Source organism: Xanthomonas sp. NCPPB 1128, from assembly GCF_001043115.1.
Lineage (GTDB): Bacteria > Pseudomonadota > Gammaproteobacteria > Xanthomonadales > Xanthomonadaceae > Xanthomonas_A.
In genome coordinates, this window is record NZ_LFME01000016.1 from 60,634 (window position 1) to 83,419 (window position 22,786).

Below are 22,786 nucleotides of genomic sequence, written 5' to 3' on the forward strand. Positions count from 1 at the left end.
CCCGGGGAAAAGAATGACTGAGTGGTACTACGCCGACGCGGCGCAGCAGCGCCATGGGCCGCTCGCGGCCGCCGACCTGCAACAGCGCTTCCAGCGCGGCGAGATCGGGTTGTCCACCCTGGTCTGGCGCGAAGGCCTCAGCGAGTGGCGCACCCTGGCCGAGTTCGTCGACGAACTCGGCCTGACCCAGGCGCCGGTCCCGGCACCTGCGTTGCCCCCCTTGGAGGCCGGCGCAGAGGTGCCGCCGCCTGCCCCGATCCCGGCCGTGCCCGACGCCTGGACCGCACCCGCCCCGGCCGCGGCGACCTCGCCCTACGCAGCGCCCAGCGCCGTGCTCGACGGCGGCGTGCGGGTGGTCGGCGGCGGCGAGGTGGTGCAGGCCGGGTTCTGGAAGCGCGTGGCCGCCTACCTGATCGACGCGTTCCTGGTCGGCATCGTCGCCAACGTGATCCAGTTCGTGGTGATGCTGGGCTTCTTCGGGATCAGCGGCTTCGGCAAGCAACCCGACTTCGCCACGGCCGCAGGCATCGTCATGCTGCTCCTGCTGTACCTGCTGCCGATGGCGATCTCGGCGCTGTACTACGGCCTGTTCCACGCCTCCACCAAGCAGGCCACGCTGGGCAAGATGGCGGTCGGCATCAAGGTCGTGCGCACCGACGGCAGCCGCATCACCGTGGCCCGCGGCGTGGGCCGCTATTTCGGCTTCATGCTGAGCAGCCTGACCCTGGGCATCGGCCTGCTGATGGCAGCCTTCACCGAGCGCAAGCAGGCCCTGCACGACATGCTCTGCGACACCCTGGTGGTGGACAAGTGGGCCTACACCGACCACCCGGAATGGCAGCAGCGCAAGCTGGGCACCGTCACCGTGGTGATCCTGTCGCTGTTCGGCCTGCTGATGGCGGGCGTGATGCTGCTGGTCGCCCTGGCGATCGGCATGGCCGCCAAGGGCGGCTGGCACTGAGTCCAGTGGGTTCCGGGCGCCACGCTGCCGCCCATACGGCGGCCCGGTCATCCGGCGCGGGCTTGACAGCGGGCGCCGGGCATGTCCACTAATAAATAAGCGCCGTAGCTGAACGCCCGGGGGTTCCACCCCGGGCGTCGGCTTCTCTGCCAGACCGCAACGCTTCACTAACCGGAGCAATTGCGCCACCCTACCGCCCCCAGGGCGTCCGCCCACGCCCATCGAAGCCCGACCCGCCATGTCCAAGCACCTGCTCATCGTCGAATCGCCCGCCAAGGCCAAGACGATCAACAAATACCTCGGCAAGGATTTCCACGTCCTGGCCTCGTATGGGCACGTGCGCGACCTGATCCCGAAGGAAGGCGCGGTGGATCCGGACGACGGCTTCGCGATGCGCTACGCGCTGATCGACAAGAACGAGAAGCACGTGGAGGCCATCGCCAAGGCGGCCAAGGCGGCCGAAGACATCTACCTGGCGACCGACCCGGACCGCGAGGGCGAGGCGATCAGCTGGCACATCGCCGAGATTCTGCAGGAGCGCGGGCTGCTCAAGGGCAAGCCGCTGCACCGGGTGGTGTTCACCGAGATCACCCCGCGCGCGATCAAGGAAGCGATGGCGCAGCCGCGGCAGATCGCCGGCGACCTGGTCGATGCGCAGCAGGCGCGCCGCGCGCTGGACTACCTGGTCGGCTTCAACCTGTCGCCGGTGCTGTGGCGCAAGGTGCAGCGTGGCCTGTCCGCCGGCCGCGTGCAGTCGCCGGCGCTGCGCATGATCGTCGAGCGCGAGGAGGAGATCGAAGCCTTCATCGCCCGCGAGTACTGGTCCATCGCCGCCGACTGCGCGCATCCCTCGCAGCACTTCAACGCCAAGCTGATCAAGCTCGACGGGCAGAAGTTCGAGCAGTTCACCATCACCGACGGCGACACCGCCGAGTCTGCGCGCCTGCGCATCCAGCAGGCCGCGCAGGGTGCGCTGCACGTCACCGACGTCGCCAGCAAGGAGCGCAAGCGCCGCCCGGCGCCACCGTTCACCACCTCCACCCTGCAGCAGGAAGCCTCGCGCAAGCTCGGCTTCACCACCCGCAAGACCATGCAGGTGGCGCAGAAGCTGTACGAAGGCGTGGCGATCGGCGACGAAGGCACGGTCGGCCTGATCTCGTACATGCGTACCGACTCGGTCAACCTGTCGCAGGACGCGCTGGCCGAGATCCGCGACGTGATCGCCCGCGACTACGGCATCGCCTCGCTGCCGGACCAGCCCAACACCTACCAGACCAAGTCCAAGAACGCCCAGGAAGCGCACGAAGCGGTGCGCCCGACCTCGGCGCTGCGCACCCCGTCGCAAGTGGCGCGCTTCCTGACCGACGACGAGCGCAAGCTGTACGAGCTGATCTGGAAGCGTGCGGTGGCCTGCCAGATGATCCCGGCCACGCTCAACACCGTCAGCGTCGACCTGTCGGCCGGCAGCGAACACGTGTTCCGCGCCAGCGGCACCACCGTGGTGGTGCCCGGCTTCCTGGCCGTGTACGAGGAAGGCAAGGACAACAAGAGCGCCGAGGACGAGGACGAAGGCCGCAAGCTGCCGGCGATGAAGCCTGGCGACCGCGTGCCGCTGGAACGCATCCTGGCCGAGCAGCATTTCACCCAGCCGCCGCCGCGCTTCACCGAAGCGGCGCTGGTGAAGGCGCTGGAAGAGTACGGCATCGGTCGTCCCTCGACCTACGCCTCGATCATCCAGACCCTGCTGTTCCGCAAGTACGTGGAGATGGAAGGCCGCAGCTTCCGCCCGTCCGACGTCGGCCGCGCGGTGTCCAAGTTCCTGTCCAGCCACTTCACCCAGTACGTGGACTACGACTTCACCGCCAAGCTCGAGGACGAGCTGGACGCGGTCTCGCGCGGCGAGGAGGAGTGGGTTCCGCTGATGTCGCGCTTCTGGGAACCGTTCAAGGAACTGGTCGAGGACAAGAAGGAATCGGTCGACCGTGCCGAAGCCAGCGGTGCGCGCGAGCTCGGCACCGACCCCAAGACCGGCAAGCCGGTGAGCGTGCGCCTGGGCCGCTTCGGGCCGTATGCGGCGATCGGCAGCACCGCCGAGGATGCCGAGGACAAGCCCAAGTTCGCCTCGCTGCGTCCCGGCCAGAGCATGCACACCATCACCCTGGAGGAGGCGCTGGAGCTGTTCCTGATGCCGCGCAGCCTCGGCCAGGACAAGGGCGAGGAAGTCAGCGTCGGCATCGGCCGCTTCGGGCCGTTCGCCAAACGCGGCAGCGTCTACGCCTCGCTGAAGAAGGAAGACGATCCCTACACCATCGATCTGGCCCGTGCGGTGTTCCTGATCGAGGAGAAGGAAGAGATCGCGCGCAACCGCATCATCAAGGAATTCCCGGGCAGCGACATCCAGGTGCTCAACGGCCGCTTCGGCCCGTACATCAGCGACGGCAAGCTCAACGGCAAGATCCCCAAGGATCGCGAGCCGGCCACGCTGAGCCTGGAGGAAGTGCAGAGGCTGCTGGAGGAAACCGGCAAGCCGGTGCGCAAGGGCTTCGGTGCCAAGAAGGCCGCCGCCAAGAAGGAAGCCGCGCCGAAGAAGAGCGCAGCGAAGAAGGCTGCCGCCGACGCCCCGGCCAAGCCGGCGGCGAAGAAGGCGGTCAAGAAGGCCGCGAAGAAGACCGCCAAGAAAGCGGTGAAGAAGGCGGCGAAGAAAACCGTGGCCAAGGGCGGCTGAGGCCGCCCTTGCTGCCGGGGCTGCCGTGGGCGCAGCGGCCCTCGGTATCACAGGCATTGGCGAAGGCGATGGAGCTGGGCTGCGCGGCCGAGTGCCAACACGCCGCTCTTGGTAGCAGGAGGCGCCTCCAGAAACGCAGCTCGCCTCTGCGAGCTACCGCCAGCCCTCGATTGCGTGGCGCACATCGGCGAGGCAGCACGCGCCGTGCGCGCCCCTCCACTGTAGGAGCGGCTCTCCCCCTTTTTGTGGGATCAGCCGCGACGCGCAGCCCTGCCTGACACGCCGCAACGCTCCCGTCCCGTCCTGCGCCCCCACCCGTCATTGTCCTTAGACGAGGACGTGCCGCATGATGCGCGCATGACCGACCTGTCGCTGAGCCATGCCGTCGCCGTCCTGCGCAAGGGCGGCGTGATCGCCTATCCCACCGAGGCCGTGTGGGGCCTGGGCTGCGATCCGCACGACGAGACTGCCGTGACCCGCCTGCTGCGGATCAAGCAGCGGCCCGTGGACAAGGGCCTGATCGTGGTCGCTGCCGAACTGGATCCGCTGCGCCCGCTGCTCGACCTGTCGGCGTTGCCGCCGGACCGGCTGGCCGCGGTGCTGGCCAGCTGGCCGGGACCCCACACCTGGATCCTGCCCGCCGCCGCACACGCGCCGCCCTGGATCACCGGCGCGCACCAGGGCATCGCCGTGCGGATCAGCGCGCATCCGCTAGTGGCGGCCCTGTGCCGGGCCTGGGGCGGCGCCCTGGTGTCGACCAGCGCCAACCGCGGCGGCGAGCCGCCGGCGCGGCAGCGCAGCGAACTCGACCCATTGATGCTGCGTGACCTCGATGGCCTGCTCGACGGCGAAACCGGCGGCCTGGCCCAGCCCACCCCGATCCGCGACGCTGCCAGCGGCGAGATCCTGCGCGCCTGAGGCGCGGGCCTCCAGCACCGCACGCCGACCTTTCGCTGCGCCGACGCCCGGCGGCAACGGCGCGATGGAGCCGCGTGGGCGCTTCGCGCACCGGACCCTCACCCCAACCCCTCTCCCGAGGGGAGAGGGGCTAAGCATTTCCCTTCTCCCCTCGGGACCATGGCCCCCTTTTCGGGGGAAGGTGCCCCGAAGGGGCGGATGAGGGTACGGGCGCAGCCTCGCACCGCCGGATCAACGCCTGCGCTTCGCGCTCCGTACCCTCACCCCAACCCTCTCCCGGCGGGAGAGGGGCTAAGCATTTCCCTTCTCCCCTCGGGACCATGGCCCCCTTTTCGGGGGAAGGTGCCCCGCAGGGGCGGATGAGGGTACGGGCGCAGCCTCGCACTGCCGGATCAACGCCTGCGCTTCGCGCTCCTTACCCTCACCCCAACCCCTAGGGGCTTCGGCATTTCCCTTCTCCCCTCGGGAGAAGGTGCCCCGAAGGGGCGGATGAGGGTACGGGCGAAGTCTCGCGGCGACAGAACAATGCGGCAACGTTGCCGCGACGCCATGGGGGCCTGAATCCCCGCACGCACCGCCCTTTCCCTGGTCGCCCAAGGCGCGCAAGATGCGCGCATGCGCTTCCTTCTCCGCCCCTTGCTGCTGCTGAGCCTGTCGCCCTGGATCGGCGCCGGCTGGGCGCAACAGACGCAGACGGTGCGCAGTGACGGCAGCAATGCCTCGGTGCGCATATACCGCTGCATCGCCGCCTCCGGCGCGGTCAGCCTGCAGAACGCCCCCTGCGAGAACGCGCGCCAGCAGCAGGTGCTGGACATGCAGCGTCCGCGCGATCCGCCGCCGCGGCCGACCACCACCCTCAGCACCGATCCGGCACGTGCGGAGGCCTCCCCGGCACCGCTGCCGCAGCGCGAACTCCGCATCGTCACCGTGCAGCCGCCGCAGCCGATGTACGAGTGCGTCACCCCGGAAGGTGCGCGCTACACCAGCGACGACAACGCCGGCAATCCGCGCTGGGTGCCGCTGTGGGCTTACGGCTATGCCGAGGGTCCGTACGCGCGGCCGTCCGGACGCGGCCCCGATGGCCGCTCGCCCGTCCCGCCGGGACCGCCTCCGCCCGGCGGCCCACACCCACCCGGGCCACCGCCGCCAGGGGTCGCCGCTGGCGCTGGCGTGATCGTGCCGGCCGGCAGCACGATGATCCGCGACACCTGCACGGCACTGCCCGAGCAAGAGGTCTGCGCACGCCTGAGCGACCGCCGCTGGGAACTGATCCGTCGCTACAACAGCGCGCTGCAGAGCGAGCGCCGCGCGATGGAGACCGAACAGCGCGGCATCGATGCGCGCCTGGCACGCGATTGCGGCGGCAGCTGATGCGCCGCGCGTTCTGCTTCGCCATGGCGCTGACCTGCGCCAGCGCCGCGCACGCCGAACCGGTGGTGTTCTACCGCTGCACCGACGCGCAGGACAACCTGACCATCCAGAACATGCCCTGCCCCAAGGGCATGCGCCAGCAGAAGAAAGTCATGCAGGGCGTGAGCAGTGCCGGACTGCCGAGCACGCTCGCCGCCCAGCCCACGCCATCGTCGCCCCCTGCAAGCGCCACGAGCACCGCCACGCCTGCGGACGTGCCGACCCCGGCCGACACCACGGCTGCTGCACCACCGCCACCGCCACCGCCACTGCCGCCCCCGCCGCTGTATACCTGCACCACCCGCGAGCAGGCGTCCTACATCGGCGAAGTCGCCGAACCGCCACCGCGGTGCGTGCCGTTGAACACGATGGACCTGGACGGCGGGCCCAACCAGGCCGGCGGCAGCGCCTGCGAAGTGCTGCGCGACCAATGCAAGCCACTGCCCGCCGAGCAGCTGTGCGAGGCCTGGAAGAGCTATGTGGCCGAAGCCGAAACGCACTGGCGCTTCGCCGTGCCCGACCATGCCGAAGCGCTGCACGCGGAGTTCGAACGCCGCCAGCACCTGCTTGAGGCCAGCAACTGTGGCGCAGTGCAGCCAGCGCCGTGAGCCATCTTGCTCGCGCGCGGGTGTGCGCCTGGTGTCGTAGGAGCGGCTTCAGCCGCGACCGGGCGTGACCGGGAAAGCCTGGTCGCGGCTGAAGCCGCTCCTACGGATTACCCCCGCAGCCGATCCACCGCGGTAAGCGCGCGCATCTTTGTGGGAGGGACTTCAGTCCCGACGACATACGCCCGGGGCCTCCTGCACTGTGCCTTTCGGCCGGCGCCCGGCGCGCACGCAGCCGCCGCACAGCCGCTAGAACCCGTAACGCAAAAACCCGCCGTCCACCGCAATGCATTCGCCGGTGATGTAGCTGGCCGCCGGCAGGCACAGGAACCCGACCGCCGCCGCCACTTCCTCCGGTTCGCCGATGCGGCGCATCGGCGTGCGCTCGATCACCTGCTCGTAGTAGTCCGGGTCCGACAGCGGACCGGAGGTGCGGCGGGTGCGGATGTACCACGGCGCCACCGCATTGACCCGGATGCCGTCCTCGGCCCATTCGGCGGCGAGGTTGCGGGTGAGCTGGTGCAGCGCCGCCTTGGTCATGCCGTAGGGCGCGCCGCTGCGCACGTGGGTCAGCCCGGACACGCTGCCGACGTTGACGATCGCCGAAGCCGCGTGCTGCGCCAGCAGCGGATGCGCGTAGCGCGACAGCTCGAACGCGGAGAACAGGTTGGTCTCGAAGATGCCGCGCCATTCGTCCTCGGTGTAGTCCACCGCGGCCTTGCTGACGTTGCCGCCGGCGTTGTTGATCAGCAGGTGCAGGCCGTCGGCATGGTCCTCGACCCAGTCGAGGATCTCGCGGCGGTCCTCGTCGTCGGCGACGTCGGCGGCCAGCGCCAGGATCTCGCGCTCGGGAAAGGCCTCGCGCAGCGCGTCGCGCGCCGCTTCCAGCGCGTCCATGTCGCGCGCCACCAGCAGCAGGTTGGCACCGAACCCGAGCAGTTCGCGCGCGATCGCCAGGCCGATGCCGGCGCTGGCGCCGGTGATCAGCGCGGTCTGTCCGTCCAGCCGCCAACGGTGCTGCATGCGCGTGCCTGTCTGCTCACGTGAGAGGCGTAGGATGATACCTCCACCCTCGAGGAGGTCGCCGCCATGTCCGCACCACTGCGCAGGATGACGTTGGCATTGCCGCTGCTGGCACTGCTGGCCGCATGCAAGCCGGAGCCGCCGCAACCGCCCGATGCGCCGCCACCACCGAAGGCCAGCGCGTTGCGCACCGCCATCGCCCAGCCGCTGGACCGCGCCAAGCAGACCCAGGCCACGCTCGACCACGCCGCGGCGACGCAGAACGCCGCGCTCGACGCCGCCACCGCCCAATGAAAAACGCCGGCCACGGCGCCGGCGTTGCAGGGATCAGGCGACGCGTCCGCGAGGGCGCGCCGCCACCGGCTCAGGGCCGGCTCACAGACCGCAGAAGCAGTAGGCCAACGCCTTCACCGGTGCGCCCGGACGGGTGTCGGCCGCGTCCTTGACGAAGCGCAGCTGGGTGTCCAGCTCCGGCAGGCTACGCGCCAGCAGGGCATGGCCCAGCGCCGAGTCGCTCAGCATCCACACGCCCAGGCGGCTGCCGGCGAACCCGCCGACGAACTGCGCGAACGGCGTGGCCGGCTTTTCGACGTAGCGCACCCGGTACTTGTCCGGGCCGCCCAGCTTGGCGCGCGCGGCGGCGTCGGCCACCGCGTCCTTGAAGCCGCCGAACGCGTCCACCAGCCCGCGCTCCTTGGCCTGCGCACCGCTCCACACGCGGCCGCGCGCGACCTGGTCGATGGCCTCGACCGACTTGCCGCGCGCCTGCGCGACCTTGCCGGTGAAGTCGGCATAGCCCTTGTTGATCACCGACTGGATCAGCTGGCCCACCGCCGGATCCATCGGCCGGGTCACGTCGAACGCACCGGCGAAGCGGGTGGTGCCCACGCCGTCGGTGTGCACGCCGATCTTGTCCAGGGTGCGGGTGATGTTGGGGATCATGCCGAAGATGCCGATCGAGCCGGTGATCGTCGACGGGTCGGCATAGATGCGATCGGCGTTCATGCTGATCCAGTAGCCACCGGACGCGGCCAGGTCGCCCATCGACACCACCACCGGCTTGCCGGCGGCCTTCAGCGCCACCACTTCGCGGCGGATCTGCTCGGAGGCGAACACTTCGCCGCCCGGCGAATCCACCCGCAGCACCACCGCCTTCACCGCGTCGTCGTCGCGCGCCTGGCGCAGCAGCGCCGCGGTCGACTCGCCGCCAATGCGGCCGGCCGGCTGTTCGCCGCCGCTGATCTCGCCCGCGGCGACCACCACCGCCACCTGCGGCCGCGAATCCACCGGCGAGCGGCGCAGATCCAACTGCTGCAGGTAGCCGTCCAGGTCGACGTTGCGGTAGCCGGTGTCGGCATCGTCGTCGGCCACGCCGCGCTTGGTCAGCAGCTGCTCGACGTCCTCGCGGGTCTTCAGACCGTCCACCAGCTTCTGCTGCAGGGCGAACTTGGCCAGGTCGCCGCCGGCGGCGGCCACGCCCTCGGGCATGGTGTCGATGCCGGCGGTGATCTGCTCCGGCGCCAGCTTGCGCGCCTTGGCGATGTCGGCCACGTAGCGCTGCCACACGTCGTTCATCCAGAACAGGTCGGCTTCCTTGGACGCCGGCGAGGCCGCGTCGAGCACGTACGGCTCGGCGGCGGACTTGTACTCGCCGACCTTGAACAGGTGCACGTCCACGCCGAGCTTGTCCTGCAGGCCCTCGCGGAAGTACTGGCGGTAGCGGCCGAGGCCTTCCAGGGTCATCGAGCCCATCGGGTCCAGATAGACCTCGTTGGCCTGCGCGGCCAGCAGGTACTGCCACTGGTTCAGATTGTCGCTGTAGGCGACGATCTGCTTGCCGGAGCTGCGCAGGTCCTGCAGCGCCTTCTCCACCTCGCGCATCGAGGCGAAGCCGCTGGGCTGCAGCTTGTCCAGGCGCAGCGCCACGCGCTCGATCTTCGGATCGGTCTTGGCCGCCTCGATCGCGCGCACCAGGTCGCGCAACTGGATCTCCTGCGCGCCCTTGTCGTTCATCGCCTTGGCCAGCGCGCGGCTGACCGGGTCGGCGCTGAACTGCTCGACCAGCTTGCCTTCCGGCGCGATCAGCAGCGTGGTGCGGTCGCGCAAGGCCTTGCCGCCGTCGCCGCGCGCCATGGCGAACACCATCGCCAGCAGGATCAGCAACAGGAAACCGAAGAACAGCAGGTTGAAGATCAACCGGCGGGTGAAGTTCATCACATCCCACAGGCCGACGAAGAAGTTGGCGACGGGGCTGCGACGCACAGGTTGGTTCATGGAAAACTCCGAAGGGAAGGCGTCTTGCGCCTGCGCAGCATACCGGCTGCGTCAGGCGCCGCACATGCGTCTGAAGTCAGGGGGCCGCCGGTGCGGCCAGCAACCGCGCACTGCTCCAGCGGAAGCGCGCGCCCATCATCACCGCGGCCGCGGTCAGGCCCAGGATCAGGCCGATCCACATGCCCTGCGGCCCCCAGCCCAGCCACAGGCCGAGGCCGGCGCCGAGCGGCATGCCCAGGCCCCAGTAGGAGCACAGGGCCAGCAGCATCGGCACGCGGGTGTCCTTGAGCCCGCGCAGCGCGCCGGCCGACAGCACCTGCAGGCCATCGGGGAACTGGAACGTGGCCGCGTACAGCAGCAACGTGGACGCCAGCGCCGCCACCGCCAGGTCGCTGGTGTAGACGCCGACGATGGCGTCGTGGCCGAACAGCAGCACCAGCGCCGACAGCGCCTGGGTGCCGAGCACGATCGCATAGCCGGCCCAGGCCGCGCCGCGCACGCCCACCGCGTCGCCGGCACCGGCGGCGCGGCCGACCCGCACCGTGGTCGCCTCGGCCACGCCCATCGGCACCATGAAGCACAGCTGCGCCACGTTGATCGCGATCTGGTGCGCGGCCGCCGGCACTTCGCCCAGGCGCGCGATCAGCAGCGCAGTGACGATGAACAGGCCGCCCTCCATCAGGATGGTCACGCCGATCGGCAAGCCGGTCTTCAGCAGCGCCACGATCGCACGCAGGTCCGGCGCCTCGAACTGCGCGAACAGGCGCAGCGGCGCGAAGCGCCTGGAACGCGCCAGGTAGATCGCGAAGCACAGCGCCTGCGCCCACATCATGATCGCCGAGGCCATGCCCAGGCCGCCGGCACCATGCTCGCGCAGGCCCCACAGGCCGAAGGTCAGCGCATAGCCGAGCGGCGCCAGCAGCAGCAGGCCGCCGAAGCCGAGCAGCATGGTCGGCAGGGTCCAGTGCATGCCTTCGCTGAGGTAGCGCATGCAGAAGTACAGCACCAGCGCCGGCACGCCCCAGCGGATCGCAAGCAGGAAGTCACGCGCGCCGGGCACGATCTCCGGGGCGATGCCCAGTTGCGGCAGCGCCATCGGCATCACGCTCAGGAACGCGAACATCAGCAGGCCCAGGCCCAGCGATAGCCACAGCGCCTGGCGGAACAGCGGCCCGATCTGCGCATGGCGCTTGGCGCCGTCGAGTTGCGAGACCGAGGCGGTCAGTGCGATCAGGGTGCCGATCGGAATCATCATCGGCAGCCACAGCAGCGCGGTGCCGACCGTCACCGAGGCCAGCGTGCGGGTGCCGTGGTGGCCGGCGATCACGTTGTCGACGAAGCTGATCAGGCCGGTGGAGACGTGCCCCAGGACCAGCGGCAGGGCGAGCTGCGCGGTGGTGCGCAGTTCGCGGCCCCGGACCGAGGCCGGGGTGGAAGACGAAAACATTGCAAGACTCTGGCGATCTCGCCGACTGCGGCCGCGCGGACAGCGCCTGACACCGGGTGGCGGAGGCCGCGCATTCTACCCGCTGCGGCGGATCACTGCAGGAGAGCCGGGACCCGGAGCCCGGGACCGGGGACCCGGAAAGTCAAAGTGCCCAACGCGCCGCTCAGCGTGCGGCGCGCTGTTTCAACCAGGCGCCGCGGCTGTCGGCGCCCTGCGCCAGCAGGTCGCGGCGCAAGGCGGCACGGTCCTGCGGCGGGGTGCGTTGCGACAGCAGCGCCAGATGCTCGCGCTGGTCCGCCGGCAAACTGCGCAGCAGGCCCAGCAGCGCCTGCCGCTGCGCCTCGGGCACGTAGCCCAGCAGCGGCTGCAGCGCCCAGAACTCGGCGCCCAGTTCCGGTCCGAGCAACCAGCCGTGACGCTCCAGCGCGTCCATCTCGGCGAATTGCGCGTGCAGGGTGTGCTGCTGCTCGATCGGCAGGCCGGCGAAGGCCGTGGCGACCTGGCGCAACCGCGCCTGCGCCGCCGCCGGCAACGCCTCCCAGGCCGTTTGGCGCGCGCGCAACTGTGCCGGGGTCAACGCCGGTGGCGTGGTCGTCGCCGCGGCAGGGGCGATGGCCGGGGCCACTGCCGCGGCGGGCGTCTCGGCCGCCTCGGCCAGATCGGCGGCGCTGGGGGTACCGCGCTCGATCCGCGGCGGCGGCGCGCCGGCCGCGTACCACGCATAGAAGTCCAGGTCGTAGATCGCCGGCTCCGGCAGCGGCGCCGGCGGGTCGGCCGGCAGCGGCGGCGCGCTGGCGGTGTCCGACTCCGGCGGCAGCACTTCCACCTGCACCGGGCCGGTGTCGCCCAGCGCCAGGCTCGCGTCGCTGCCAACGGCCGCGGCGGCGGCACGGGAACGATGCCAAGGCAGGCGGTCCCAGAACACGGTGCCGACCAGGGCCAGGACCACGACCGCGATCACCGCCCCGGCCAGGCGCGTGCGCAAGGCCGGGCGCGCCCCGCCGCGGCGCGGGCGCGCAGGCGCCTTGTCGGGGGCGGGGAGCGTGGCCGCTGCCGGCGAGGCCGTGCTGCCGGCGATCGCCGCATCGCGCAGTTGCGCCAGGGCCTACAGCCGCGCCGGCGGCAGGTCGCGCAGGCACTGTTGCGCCGCATCGGCCAGCGCGCGCCAGCCCGCCGCATCCGGCCGCCCGGCGGCGTCGCGCGGACAGGCCCGCGCCAGCGCCTGCTGGTAGTCCTCGGTGGACAGTTGCAGCACTTGCGCGGCCAGCGGCTCGTCCAGCCCGGCGACGATGCGCAGCAGCAGCGCCAGGCGATCGGCGGGCTGCAGGGTGCGCAGATGCGCCAGCGGCGCCGGCCAGGCGCCTTCGGCGGCATCGGCCTGGCGCAGGGTCGGCACCGCGCCGAGCAGCTTCCAGAAGCGCAGCGGCCAGTCGGCCATCGGCAGGGCCGCGGCGTGGCTGCGGAACGCCCGCATCGCCGCCGCCAGGGCCGGCATGCCGCGTTCGGCCCGGCCGCTCTGCAGGTCGGCCAGGACCGCGGCGCGGCGTTCGATCCCGCGCAGGAACGCGGCCAGGGCGGGCGGTGCGGCCACGCCGTCGGTGGGGGACGTGGCGGTCATCGGAACTCCATCATCGGCGCGATGATAGCGAGGCCGCCGCCGCGCCGCGCGCTTGACAGCGGCGCCCCGATCGGCTCATCCGCGGCCACCGTGACGACGGGTTGTGCACAGCGCCGGAAATTGGCCTGCGACTGGTCTTGTCAAGCCCCCGGGAAACCATGTTGCATCTGTGTTTCACGGCCAAGTTATTGTTATTGAAAGAATAAATGCAATTGGCGCTTTTTTGTCCAACTCGTTGCAGAGGCTTGTGAGTCCGTCTTCACGGCGTGGAGCATGCCGGTCATACACAGCTTTATCCACAGCACATGTGGATAAATTCGATTCTCCAAGCACGGCAGCTATTTACGACCGGTTTATCAGTTTGCGGGCAGCAATCGCGCGCAACTCCTGGCGCTCGGGACCCGCTTGCCACGGCCGCTAGGGCGTGTCACCAATCCCCGAGCGGCATACTTGGGAATTGGTGACACGCCCTAGACTAGGTGGATGCCCTCCCCCGTCGCCACGCTTCGTGTCGCCCTGCCCGTGCCGCTGCCGCAGCTGTTCGACTACCTGCCGCCGCCCGGCGGCATGGTCGCCGACGGCGACGTGGGCCGCCGCGTGCAGGTGCCGTTCGGCAACCGCGAACTGAGCGGGGTGGTCGCGGCGATCGGCCAGGTCGAGGACGCAGACGGCCTGCGCGCGGCGCAGGCGTGGCTGGACCCGGCACCGCTGCTGCACGGCGAGCTGGCCGAATCGCTGCGCTGGCTGGCGCGCTACAGCCATGCGCCGCTGGGCGAGGTGCTGGCCACCGCGCTGCCGGTGCCGCTGCGCCGCGGCGAGCCGCTGCCCGACACCCACGCCTGGGCCTGGCGCCTGACCGAGGCCGGCGCCAGCCACCGCACCCGGCCCGGCACCCGCCCGCACCGCTTCGCCGCGCTGCTGGCGGACGGACCCATGGACGAGGACCGGCTGGACCAGGCGATGGACGACTGGCGCAGCGCCGCGCGCGCACTGGCCAAGCGCGGCCACGCCGAGCGTATCGCGGTGCCGGCCAGCCCCGCGGCGCCGCAGCCACAGCCAGGGCCGGTGCCCAATGCCGAACAACAGGATGCGATCGACGCGGTGGTCGCCGCCGCCGGGTTCGCCCCGTTCCTGCTCGACGGCGTCACCGGCAGCGGCAAGACCGAGGTCTACCTGCAGGCGATCGCCGCCTGTCTGGCGCGGGGGCGCCAGGCGCTGGTGCTGGTGCCGGAGATCGGCCTGACTCCGCAGACCCTGGCCCGCTTCCGCGCCCGCCTGGGGGTGCCGGTGCATGCGCTGCATTCCGGACTCAACGACAACGAACGCGCCCGCGTCTGGGCCGCCGCCTGGCGCGGCGAGGCGCAGGTGGTGGTCGGCACCCGCTCGGCGGTGTTCGTGCCACTGCCGCGGGCCGGGCTGATCGTGGTCGACGAGGAACACGACGGCAGCTACAAGCAACAGGACGGCATCCGCTACCACGCCCGCGATTTCGCCCTGGTCCGCGGCAAGGCGCTGGACGTGCCGGTGCTGCTGGGCAGCGCCACGCCGTCGCTGGAGAGCCTGCACAACGCCGCCGGCGGCCGCTACGCGCACCTGCGCCTGACCCGCCGCGCCGGCGATGCCAAACCGCCGACGGTGCGCGTGCTCGACGTGCGCAAGCGCCCGCTGCAGGACGGGCTGTCGCCGGAAGTGCTGGCTGGGATCGGCACGGCGCTGGCCGAGGGCGGCCAGGTGCTGGTGTTCAAGAACCGCCGCGGCTACGCGCCGGTGCTGCTGTGCCACGACTGCGGCTGGACCGCGCCGTGCCAGCGCTGCAGCACCCCGCTGCACGCCACGCCGATGACCGTGCATGCCGGCGGCCGGCGCCTGCAATGCCACCACTGCGGTGCGCGCCAACCGGCGCCGTTGGCCTGCCCGGACTGCGGCAGCCTGGCGCTGCAGCCACAGGGCATCGGCACCGAGCGCCTCGAAGAACGCCTGGTGCAGGCATTCCCCGACGTGCCGGTGCTGCGCATCGACCGCAGCACCACCCAGCGCCGCGATGCGCTGGAGACCCAACTGGCCACGCTCGGCACTGCGCCCGGCATCCTGGTCGGCACGCAGATCCTGGCCAAGGGCCACGACCTGCCGCAGCTGAGCCGGGTGGTGGTGGTGGGCATCGACGAAGGCCTGTTTTCGGCCGATTTCCGCGCCAGCGAGAAACTCGCGCAGCAGTTGATCCAGGTCGCCGGGCGCGCCGGCCGCGCCGCGCGTCCGGGCGAGGTCTGGCTGCAGACCCACCACCCCGCGCATCCGCTGCTGCAGACCCTGGTGCACGGCGGCTACCACGCCTTCGCCGCCGCGGAACTGGAGCAACGCGAGGCCGCCGGCTTCCCGCCGTTCGCGCACCTGGCGCTGCTGCGCGCCGAGGCCAAGCAGGTCGAACACGCCAACGCCTTCCTCGCCGCGGTGCGCGCACTGCTGCCGGCGCAGGACGAAGTGCAGCGCTTCGGCCCGATGCCGGCGCCGATGCCGCGCCGTGCCGGTTTTCAGCGCACCCAGTTGCTGCTGTCGGCCAACACGCGGCGCGCGTTGCATGCCTTGCTGGACGCGACGGTGCCGGCGATCCACGCGCTGCCGCAGGCGCGGCGCGTGCGCTGGTCGCTGGATGTGGATCCGCAGGATCTGTACTGAGGCGGCGGCGCATCCCTGCAAGACAGCTGCTAGAGCGCGTTGAAGAACAGCGAGCCGCATCCGATGGACAGCGCCAGCAACGGCAGGCTGACGCGCATCGCCGAGCCGCTGATTCACCGTCGTACATGGATGAAGCTGCAGATCGCCCCAATCCAATGCGCGATCCGATGCCGCGCGATCCGATTCCGTAGGAGCGGCTTCAGCCGCGACGGGCTTTCCCGATAACGCCTCGTCGCGGCTGAAGCCGCTCCTACGGGGCAATGGCGTGTGTTGCCAGTCCGCCGTAAAGTGTTGCTTCAAGGTTGCCTGAGCCGCTTTAGAAGAACAGCGCGGCGACGTGGCGAAACAGACGGTGGCCTGCAGGCAACCAGAACGCCCTCAAGTTTCGCTCAATCCGCCAGGCCCAATGCATCGACCACCTGCGCGCGCAGCGCGGCACTGTCGCCAGCCTCCACGCAGCGCCACGCGCCCGCGTCCACAGCGAGGCCGCAGGCGGCGGTAGCGATCACCGGCTTGCCCAGCGCCATGGCCAGCAACACGCCACGCGGCTGCTGTTCGATCCACGCCGGCAGCAGCACCAGGGAAGCAGCGCGCACGCCTTCGGCCATCGAAGCGACCCGCTGCACCGCGATGCCGTTCCAGAAGTCCGGCGTCTCCTGCGCACCGGGCGGCAGCAGCAACATCAGCGGCAGGCCGCGCATCGCCTCGCGCAGTTCGTAGGCGCCTTTGCGTGCCAGCGCCGAGGCCGCCAACAGCACCCGCGGCGCGGCGTCCGCGGTGATGACCGCCTGCTCCGCCGCGCCCGCGGGCGGCACCGGCCGTTGCCATTCCAGCGCAAGGCCGCGATTGCCGGCCAGCGCAAGCAGTTCACGGTGCGGGGTGATCCAGTGCCGCGCCTGCGCCAGCGCCGCGCGCTCGGCCTCCACAATCGCCGGATTCGCGCGGAAATCGCACAAGGTGGGACTATGCGGATGCCGCTGCGCGGCCACGTCCAGGCGTGCCTGCAGCAGGTGCATCGGCAAGGCCGTCATGCACACGTCCCAACGCCGGCCCTGCAACTCGCCGGCCAGCCACAGTTCCGGCAACAGGCTCTGCGGCACTACCAGGTCGACATCGTGCGCGCCCAGCCGCCGCAACAGCGCTCGCAGACGGATGCGCTGCGCACGCTGGCGCGCCTGCGGCAGCGGCATGCCGCGCCATAGCCACCAACGCCGCAACAACGCCGCACGCAGTGCCGCGGCACTGCTGCGCGGCAATGCCAGCACCCGGTCGCCGGGCTGCTGCCGACGCCGGCGGTCCTCGGCGAACTCCGGCCAATCCTCGTCGACCAGCCAGGTGCGGTGCAGGCCCTCGGGCACCATCGCCACGTGGCGATGGCAGGTACTGCGGCCGCAGCGGGTGCAGTCGTTGGCGGCATCGACGCCGGCGGGCGCGGTGCGTCGCTGCAGCGGCGGCAATGGCAACGCTGCCGGCGCCGCGGCACCGCCGCGGATGCGCACGTGCAGCGCCTCGCCGTCCAGCCACACCTCCAGCCGCCACGGCGCGGCGGCGCGCAGGCGCAGGTCCACGTAGTTCCAGAACACCACCGCGTCGCGGTCGCGCTCGGCCAAGGAGCCAGCAATCACCTGGGTGTGGCGATGCCGCTCGACGATCTCCAGGCCTTGCCGCAGCGCGGCGTCGTAGATCGCGTTGGACAACTGGCACAGGCCGCCACCGATCGACGGCACCAGGCAGCCCTCGCGCAGTTCGCGGCCGGCGACGAAGCCGCGGCGGCGCGTGGCGCGGCCGAGCTGGCGCCAGAAGCTGAAGGTCGCCCCGGCGGGCACCTCCACGCCATGCAGCGCACGCGCGGCCAGGCGCAGGTTGTGGATCTTGCCGGCCACCAGTTGCGGCGCGGTCTCCTCGCTGGCGGGCCACAGCGCGGTGACCGATTCGGCACAGCTGCCGTCGGCGATCGCCAGGCCGGCGTCGCGATGATGCTTGCGTGGTCCGTCGCGCAGATCGTGCAGCGCGCGGCGCAGTTGCAACGCGCGGGTCTTGGCCCAGAACAGCAGGCTGCGCCAGCGCGACGGCAACGGCGCCTGCGGCGGCGCCGACGCGCGCGGCTTCACTGTCGCTGGCATGACCGTGCGTCCTCCCTGTCGCTGACCGCGCTTGGCATCGCGCTACTATACGGACATGCAGGTCCGGCCCTCGACGATCGCGCAGCGCCCCACCGGCCGCGCGCGTTTCCGCGGATCGGTGCGCCACACGCGCCCACGACCGTCGCGCCGACACCGGACGCCTCCTTTCCCTTCCCCCTCCTGGAGTCCTGCATGGACGACACACGCGTGCCGCACCTGATCGTGGTCGGCGGCGGCTTCGCCGGCTTGTGGGCCACCCGCGCCCTGGCCAAGACGCCACTGCGCATCACCCTGATCGACCGCCGCAACCATCACCTGTTCCAGCCGTTGCTGTACCAGGTCGCCACCGCCGGCCTGTCGGCGCCGGACATCGCCGCACCGCTGCGGCAGATCCTGCGCCACCAGGACAACGTCGCAGTGCGGCTGGGCGAGGTCGTCGACATCGACAAGCAGGCGCGGCAGGTGCGCCTGGCCGATGGGCAGACGCTGGACTACGACTACCTGCTGGTCGCCACCGGTGCCACCCACGCCTATTTCGGCCACGACGACTGGGCGGCGCACGCGCCGGGCCTGAAGACCCTGGATGACGCATTGCAACTGCGCCGGCACCTGCTGCTGGCGTTCGAGCGTGCCGAGGCGGAGACCGACCCCGCCGCGCGCGCGGCCTGGCTCAGCTTCGCCATCGTCGGCGGCGGCCCGACCGGCGTCGAGCTGGCCGGCACCCTGGCCGAGATCGCGCGGCACACGCTCAAGCACGAGTTCCGCCGCATCGACCCGGCGGAGGCGCGGGTGCGGCTGATCGAAGCCGGGCCGCGGGTGCTGTCCTCGTTCCCCGAGCACCTCTCGGCCAAGGCGCAGAAGCAGTTGGAAAAGCTCGGCGTGGAAGTGCTGACCGGGGTGCCGGTCGCCGAGATCGACGCCCATGGCTACCGCCTCGGCAGCACTTTCGTGCCGGCGCGTACCGTGGTCTGGGCCGCCGGCGTGGCCGCCTCGCCGTTGGCGAAGACGCTGCAGACGCCGCTGGACCGCAGCGGCCGCGTACAGGTGCAGCCGGACCTGAGCGTGCCCGGCCATCCGGAACTGTTCGTGGCCGGCGACCTGGCCGCGGTGCAGCAGGCCGACGGCCGTCCGGTGCCCGGGGTGGCGCCGGCGGCCAAGCAGATGGGCCGGCATGTCGCCGACACCCTGCGCCGACGACTGCGCGGCGACACCGCCAGCGTGCCGTTCCGCTATGCCGACTACGGCAACCTGGCCACCATCGGGCGCATGGCCGCGATCGTGCACCTGGGCCGCCTGCAGCTCTCCGGCGTGCTGGCCTGGTGGTTCTGGCTGGCCGCGCACGTGTTCTTCCTGATCGGCTTCCGCAACCGCGTGGTGGTGCTGCTCAACTGGGCCTGGGCCTACTGGAGCTACCAGCGCGCCGCGCGGATCATCCTCGGCGACCCGCCCGCGGCGGAGGAAGCTCAGGCGCAGGCCGCACCGCCCGTAGACAGGTGACACTGCAAGGCCGGGCTGCGATCCTAGCCGGCCTTTTTGCTGCAGCGCAGTGCCCGTCTTGGCGACCTTCCTGTTCCTGCTCGACCTGCTGGGCACCTTCGTGTTCGCGATCAGCGGCGCCACCGTCGGCGTGCGCCATCGCCTGGACCTGTTCGGCGTGCTGGTGCTGTCGTGCGCGGCCGCGGTCTCCGGCGGCATCGCCCGCGACGTGCTGATCAGCGCCACGCCGCCGGCGGCGCTGGCCGACGTGCGCTATCTCGGCGTCGCCTGCCTGGCGGGGCTGCTGGCGTTCTACAGCCACCACACGGTCGAGCGCCTGCGCAATCCGGTGCAGATCTTCGACGCGATGGGCCTGGCGCTGTTCGCGGTGTACGGCACCAGCAAGGCGCTGGCGTTCGGCCTGGGCCCGCTCAGCGCGCCGCTGCTGGGCATGCTCAGCGGCATCGGCGGCGGCATCGTCCGCGACCTGCTGGTGGCGCGCACGCCGGTGGTGCTGCAGGCCGAGCTGTACGCGGTGGCGGCCCTGCTCGGCGGCGGCGTGGTCGCCGCGGCGCAGGTGCTGCACCTGCCGCAGCCCTGGGGCCTTGCGGTGGGCGCGGTGCTGTGCTTCGGCCTGCGCTTCATGGCGATCCGCTACGGCTGGCACCTGCCGGTGGCGCGCCCGCCGGAGTCGTAGCGCACCCTCACTCACGCGGGCGCGCTCCGCACCCGGCAGTCGTCGTTCCGCGATGTCGCCAAGAGGACAAAAGAAAGGCCCGGCAGTGCCGGGCCTTCGTGCGTTGCAAGCGATCGCCGCAGGCGACTCAGGCGACGAACAGCGCCTTCATCTTCTTCAGCGCGTTCGCCTCGATCTGGCGGATGCGCTCGGCCGACACGCCATACTCGTCGGCCAGCTCCTGCAGGGTGATCTTGCTGTCGGCATCCAGCCAGCGGCGCTTGATGATGTCGCGCGAACGCGCATCCAGTTCCGCCAGGCCTTCGCGCAGCAGCTGCAGCTGGTTGTCCTCGCTGTCGGCGCGCTCGTAGGCCTGCGAGGGATCTTCCTCGTTGGCCATCAGATACGCGGCCGGCGACGGCGGCGCGTGGTCGTCGTCCTCGTCGGACGGCGCATCGAAGCCGATGTCGCGACCGGACAGGCGCGACTCCATCTCCATCACCTCGCGCTCGGACACGTTAAGGTCCTTGGCCACGGCGGTGACCTCGGCCGCGTTCATCCAGCCCAGGCGGGTCTTGGACTTGCGCAGGTTGAAGAACAGCTTGCGCTGGGCCTTGGTCGTGGCGACCTTGACAATGCGCCAGTTCTTCAGGATGTACTCGTGCATCTCGGCACGGATCCAGTGCACCGCGAAGCTGACCAGGCGCACGCCCATGTCCGGGTCGAAACGCTTGACCGCCTTCATCAGGCCGATGTTGCCTTCCTGGACCAGGTCGCCCAGCGGCAGGCCGTAGCCGTTGTAGCCGCGGGCCACGTGGACCACGAAGCGCAGGTGGGAATGGACCAGTTCGCGGGCCGCGTCCAGGTCTTCCTGGTCGCGATACCGCACCGCCAGTGCGCGTTCCTCGTCGGACGTCAGCACCGGGATCTGGTGCACGGCGCCGATGTAGGCATCCAGCGAACCGAGCGGACTGGGGATCGGGAGGTTGTTGGGAACCAATGCGTTGGAAGTAAGAGTCTGGCTCATAGGGCTCATCTTAGCAGTCTACTAATTGGACTGCTGGGTACAGTAAAAAGTTCCTGTGTTCTGTTTATGCAACATATGAATCAGGAATGACACTGCATCACAAGCCGTTGCAACAATCGCGGGACGCATCGCCATCCCGTTCTCTGACCCCCAAAGTAGCAGCGGGTTCGCGAAAATCGCGTCCACGCCAGGCGACAGCGGCACCCCATCCAACCGCGGTTCAGGCGCCGCGCAGCGCCGCTTCCAGTTCCGCGCGCGGCGGCAGACTCCAGTCGATGGGGGCGGCGCCCCGGCGATTCAAGTACGCGTTGGCCGCGGAGAAATGCTTGCAGCCGAGGAAGCCACGGTGCGCCGACAGCGGCGAGGGGTGCGGCGCCTTGAGCACGCGGTGACGGCGGGTGTCGATCACCTTGCCCTTGGCCTGGGCGTAGCTGCCCCAGAGCAGGAACACCAGACCCTCGCGCTCGCGATTGAGGGTTTCCACGACGTGGTCGGTGAAGCCCTCCCAGCCCTTGCCCTGGTGCGCACCGGCGCGGCCTTCCTCCACCGTCAGCACCGCGTTGAGCAGCAGCACGCCGCGCTGCGCCCACGGCAGCAGGCAGCCGTGGTCGGGGCGGCGGATGCCCAGGTCGTCCTCGATCTCCTTGTAGATGTTCAGCAGCGACGGCGGCACCGGCACCCCGGGCAGCACCGAGAAGCACAGCCCGTGCGCCTGGCCGTAGCCGTGGTACGGGTCCTGGCCGAGGATCACCACCTCCACCCGCTCGAACGGGGTCGCATCGAAGGCGGCGAAGATCTGCCGCCCCGGCGGGAACACGCGTGCGCCGGCGGCCTTGCGCTGGCGCAGGAACGTGGCCAGCTCGCGCATCTCCGGACGCAGCAGCCAGTCGCCGACCTGCGCCTTCCACGACGGCTCCAGCTGGATCCGGCTTTCGTCTTCGTTGTTGCTCATTGCTTCCTGGCTCGGGACATCACATCAGTCAGAAGGTCACGGCGATCTCGTCGAGCCGGGCCAGGCGCAACTGGAACAGCACCTTGGTGACCAGCAGCCGCTCTTCGATCGGTTTCTGCACCAGGTCGTTGGCGCCGGCGCGCAGCAGCTCGGACTGGGTGTGCGGGTTGCTGTCGCCGGTCATCACCAGCACCGGCATGCGCCGCTTGCCGTAGGCGAAGTCGACGCGGATGCGCTGGACCACGTCGCGGCCGTTGAGCTCGCCCTTGAGGGTGACGTCGGTCAGCACCAGGTCGATGCGGCGGGTGGTGCGGCCCAGCGACTCGGCGGTGAGCAGCGCGAACGCGTCCTCGGCGCTGAGCACGTGCACCACGTGCAGTTGCTGGCGTTCCAGCATGCGCTTGGTGGCCTCGGCCACCACCCGGCTGTCCTCGACGTAGAGGACGGTGGCGCCGGCCACCGGCTGCGGCTGCACATAGCCACGGATGAAGGTGGCCAGCGCCTCGTGGCCGAGCGCCTTGTCGAAATAGTCGGTGACGTACTCGGTGAAGCGGCGCTCGACCAGGTGCTGCTGGGCGTCGCCGGAGACCACGATCACTGGCACGTAGGCCTGGCCGGCGGCCTCGCGCACGCTGCGGGCCAGGGTCAGGCCGTCGCCGCCGGGTAGCCCCAGCGAGGTGGTGACCAGATCGACCGGGCCGGCCTCCAGCGCGGCGCGCGCCTCGGCGATGCTGGCGCAGCCGACCACGGTGACGTCGGGCAGTTCGCGGTGCAGCACGTCGGCGATCAGCTTGCGCACCAGCTTCGAGCCATCGACCACCATCACCCGGGGGGCGGCGCTGATCAGATGCTTGAGCTCGTGCCCGGCCATGTGCGCC

Annotated in this window: 18 protein-coding genes; 9 read left to right on the forward strand and 9 right to left on the reverse strand. The window is 70.7% G+C overall.

Annotation, left to right across the window (positions count from 1 at the left end; translation table 11 throughout):
- The first annotated feature begins 13 nt into the window (after window positions 1-13).
- The 5 genes from ACP93_RS11590 (at window position 14) to ACP93_RS11610 (ending at window position 6,622) form a co-directional block, all read left to right on the forward strand.
- Window positions 14-961, forward strand: a complete 948-nt coding sequence (locus ACP93_RS11590; RefSeq protein WP_048490844.1) for an RDD family protein — start codon at window positions 14-16, stop codon at window positions 959-961.
- 238 nt (window positions 962-1,199) lie between these two features.
- Window positions 1,200-3,686 (forward strand): DNA topoisomerase I, encoded by a 2,487-nt coding sequence (locus ACP93_RS11595; RefSeq protein ID WP_048490845.1) that lies wholly within the window; start codon window positions 1,200-1,202, stop codon window positions 3,684-3,686.
- 357 nt (window positions 3,687-4,043) lie between these two features.
- Window positions 4,044-4,604 (forward strand): L-threonylcarbamoyladenylate synthase type 1 TsaC, encoded by a 561-nt coding sequence (locus ACP93_RS11600; RefSeq protein WP_048490846.1) that lies wholly within the window; start codon window positions 4,044-4,046, stop codon window positions 4,602-4,604.
- A 615-nt stretch (window positions 4,605-5,219) separates the two neighbouring features.
- Window positions 5,220-5,975, forward strand: coding sequence for a hypothetical protein (locus tag ACP93_RS11605; protein ID WP_048490847.1), 756 nt, complete (start codon window positions 5,220-5,222; stop codon window positions 5,973-5,975).
- Window positions 5,975-6,622 carry a hypothetical protein gene (locus tag ACP93_RS11610; RefSeq protein WP_048490870.1) on the forward strand — a complete coding sequence of 216 codons (648 nt, stop codon included), beginning with the start codon at window positions 5,975-5,977 and terminating at the stop codon, window positions 6,620-6,622. The genes ACP93_RS11605 and ACP93_RS11610 overlap by 1 nt, the downstream gene beginning before the upstream one ends.
- 246 nt (window positions 6,623-6,868) lie before the next feature.
- Here the strand turns inward: ACP93_RS11610 and ACP93_RS11615 are convergent, their stop codons facing one another.
- A complete protein-coding gene (locus ACP93_RS11615) occupies window positions 6,869-7,642 on the reverse strand; it encodes an SDR family oxidoreductase (RefSeq protein WP_048490848.1) in 774 nt (257 codons plus the stop codon).
- Between the two features lie 66 nt (window positions 7,643-7,708).
- On the opposite strand from ACP93_RS11615, the gene ACP93_RS11620 reads away from it, so the two are divergent.
- Window positions 7,709-7,936, forward strand: coding sequence for a hypothetical protein (locus ACP93_RS11620; protein ID WP_228136017.1), 228 nt, complete (start codon window positions 7,709-7,711; stop codon window positions 7,934-7,936).
- 81 nt (window positions 7,937-8,017) lie between these two features.
- Here the strand turns inward: ACP93_RS11620 and sppA are convergent, their stop codons facing one another.
- The 4 genes from sppA to ACP93_RS21495 form a co-directional block, all read right to left on the reverse strand.
- Window positions 8,018-9,916 (reverse strand): signal peptide peptidase SppA, encoded by a 1,899-nt coding sequence (sppA, locus tag ACP93_RS11625; RefSeq protein ID WP_048490850.1) that lies wholly within the window; start codon window positions 9,914-9,916, stop codon window positions 8,018-8,020.
- Window positions 9,917-9,992: 76 nt separating this feature from the next.
- A complete protein-coding gene (locus ACP93_RS11630) occupies window positions 9,993-11,363 on the reverse strand; it encodes an MATE family efflux transporter (protein WP_048490851.1) in 1,371 nt (456 codons plus the stop codon).
- A gap of 163 nt (window positions 11,364-11,526) precedes the next feature.
- Entirely contained in the window at window positions 11,527-12,348 is an 822-nt protein-coding gene (locus tag ACP93_RS22315; RefSeq protein WP_228136018.1) for a hypothetical protein, read from the reverse strand.
- Between the two features lie 120 nt (window positions 12,349-12,468).
- Entirely contained in the window at window positions 12,469-12,981 is a 513-nt protein-coding gene (locus ACP93_RS21495; protein ID WP_053069739.1) for a hypothetical protein, read from the reverse strand.
- A 483-nt stretch (window positions 12,982-13,464) separates the two neighbouring features.
- On the opposite strand from ACP93_RS21495, the gene ACP93_RS11645 reads away from it, so the two are divergent.
- A complete protein-coding gene (locus ACP93_RS11645) occupies window positions 13,465-15,654 on the forward strand; it encodes a primosomal protein N' (RefSeq protein WP_048490852.1) in 2,190 nt (729 codons plus the stop codon).
- Window positions 15,655-16,043: 389 nt separating this feature from the next.
- On the opposite strand, the gene ACP93_RS11650 is transcribed toward ACP93_RS11645, so the two are convergent.
- The gene (locus ACP93_RS11650) at window positions 16,044-17,777 is read right to left on the reverse strand and encodes a VanW family protein (protein ID WP_228136019.1); all 1,734 of its coding nucleotides are present in this window, start codon (window positions 17,775-17,777) and stop codon (window positions 16,044-16,046) included.
- A gap of 192 nt (window positions 17,778-17,969) precedes the next feature.
- Between ACP93_RS11650 and ACP93_RS11655 the strand changes: the two genes are divergently transcribed.
- Window positions 17,970-19,274: an NAD(P)/FAD-dependent oxidoreductase gene (locus ACP93_RS11655; RefSeq protein ID WP_048490854.1), complete on the forward strand. Its 1,305-nt coding sequence runs from the start codon at window positions 17,970-17,972 to the stop codon at window positions 19,272-19,274.
- Between the two features lie 58 nt (window positions 19,275-19,332).
- Entirely contained in the window at window positions 19,333-19,950 is a 618-nt protein-coding gene (locus tag ACP93_RS11660) for a trimeric intracellular cation channel family protein (protein WP_048490855.1), read from the forward strand.
- Window positions 19,951-20,077: 127 nt separating this feature from the next.
- On the opposite strand, the gene rpoH is transcribed toward ACP93_RS11660, so the two are convergent.
- From rpoH to ACP93_RS11675, 3 genes are all read right to left on the reverse strand, one after another.
- Complete coding sequence (gene rpoH, locus ACP93_RS11665; protein WP_048490856.1) at window positions 20,078-20,956, reverse strand: RNA polymerase sigma factor RpoH; 879 nt, start codon at window positions 20,954-20,956, stop codon at window positions 20,078-20,080.
- A 220-nt stretch (window positions 20,957-21,176) separates the two neighbouring features.
- Window positions 21,177-21,908 carry a uracil-DNA glycosylase gene (gene ung, locus ACP93_RS11670; RefSeq protein ID WP_048490857.1) on the reverse strand — a complete coding sequence of 244 codons (732 nt, stop codon included), beginning with the start codon at window positions 21,906-21,908 and terminating at the stop codon, window positions 21,177-21,179.
- Window positions 21,909-21,936: 28 nt separating this feature from the next.
- A complete protein-coding gene (locus ACP93_RS11675; RefSeq protein WP_048490858.1) occupies window positions 21,937-22,779 on the reverse strand; it encodes a response regulator in 843 nt (280 codons plus the stop codon).
- Window positions 22,780-22,786: the final 7 nt, after the last annotated feature.

Excerpts from the sequence above, each read along its gene's own strand:
- ACP93_RS11610 (WP_048490870.1), top strand. The coding sequence starts at position 5,975 with ATGCGCCGCGCGTTCTGCTTCGCCATGGCGCTGACCTGCGCCAGCGCC.
- sppA (WP_048490850.1), bottom strand. The coding sequence starts at position 9,916 with ATGAACCAACCTGTGCGTCGCAGCCCCGTCGCCAACTTCTTCGTCGGC.
- ACP93_RS11600 (WP_048490846.1), top strand. The coding sequence starts at position 4,044 with ATGACCGACCTGTCGCTGAGCCATGCCGTCGCCGTCCTGCGCAAGGGC.
- ACP93_RS11630 (WP_048490851.1), bottom strand. The coding sequence starts at position 11,363 with ATGTTTTCGTCTTCCACCCCGGCCTCGGTCCGGGGCCGCGAACTGCGC.
- ung (WP_048490857.1), bottom strand. The coding sequence starts at position 21,908 with ATGAGCAACAACGAAGACGAAAGCCGGATCCAGCTGGAGCCGTCGTGG.
- ACP93_RS11605 (WP_048490847.1), top strand. The coding sequence starts at position 5,220 with ATGCGCTTCCTTCTCCGCCCCTTGCTGCTGCTGAGCCTGTCGCCCTGG.
- ACP93_RS11645 (WP_048490852.1), top strand. The coding sequence starts at position 13,465 with ATGCCCTCCCCCGTCGCCACGCTTCGTGTCGCCCTGCCCGTGCCGCTG.
- ACP93_RS11675 (WP_048490858.1), bottom strand. The coding sequence starts at position 22,779 with ATGGCCGGGCACGAGCTCAAGCATCTGATCAGCGCCGCCCCCCGGGTG.
- ACP93_RS21495 (WP_053069739.1), bottom strand. The coding sequence starts at position 12,981 with ATGACCGCCACGTCCCCCACCGACGGCGTGGCCGCACCGCCCGCCCTG.
- ACP93_RS11655 (WP_048490854.1), top strand. The coding sequence starts at position 17,970 with ATGGACGACACACGCGTGCCGCACCTGATCGTGGTCGGCGGCGGCTTC.
- ACP93_RS11650 (WP_228136019.1), bottom strand. The coding sequence starts at position 17,777 with ATGCCAGCGACAGTGAAGCCGCGCGCGTCGGCGCCGCCGCAGGCGCCG.
- ACP93_RS11620 (WP_228136017.1), top strand. The coding sequence starts at position 7,709 with ATGTCCGCACCACTGCGCAGGATGACGTTGGCATTGCCGCTGCTGGCA.
- ACP93_RS11590 (WP_048490844.1), top strand. The coding sequence starts at position 14 with ATGACTGAGTGGTACTACGCCGACGCGGCGCAGCAGCGCCATGGGCCG.
- ACP93_RS11595 (WP_048490845.1), top strand. The coding sequence starts at position 1,200 with ATGTCCAAGCACCTGCTCATCGTCGAATCGCCCGCCAAGGCCAAGACG.
- rpoH (WP_048490856.1), bottom strand. The coding sequence starts at position 20,956 with ATGAGCCAGACTCTTACTTCCAACGCATTGGTTCCCAACAACCTCCCG.
- ACP93_RS11615 (WP_048490848.1), bottom strand. The coding sequence starts at position 7,642 with ATGCAGCACCGTTGGCGGCTGGACGGACAGACCGCGCTGATCACCGGC.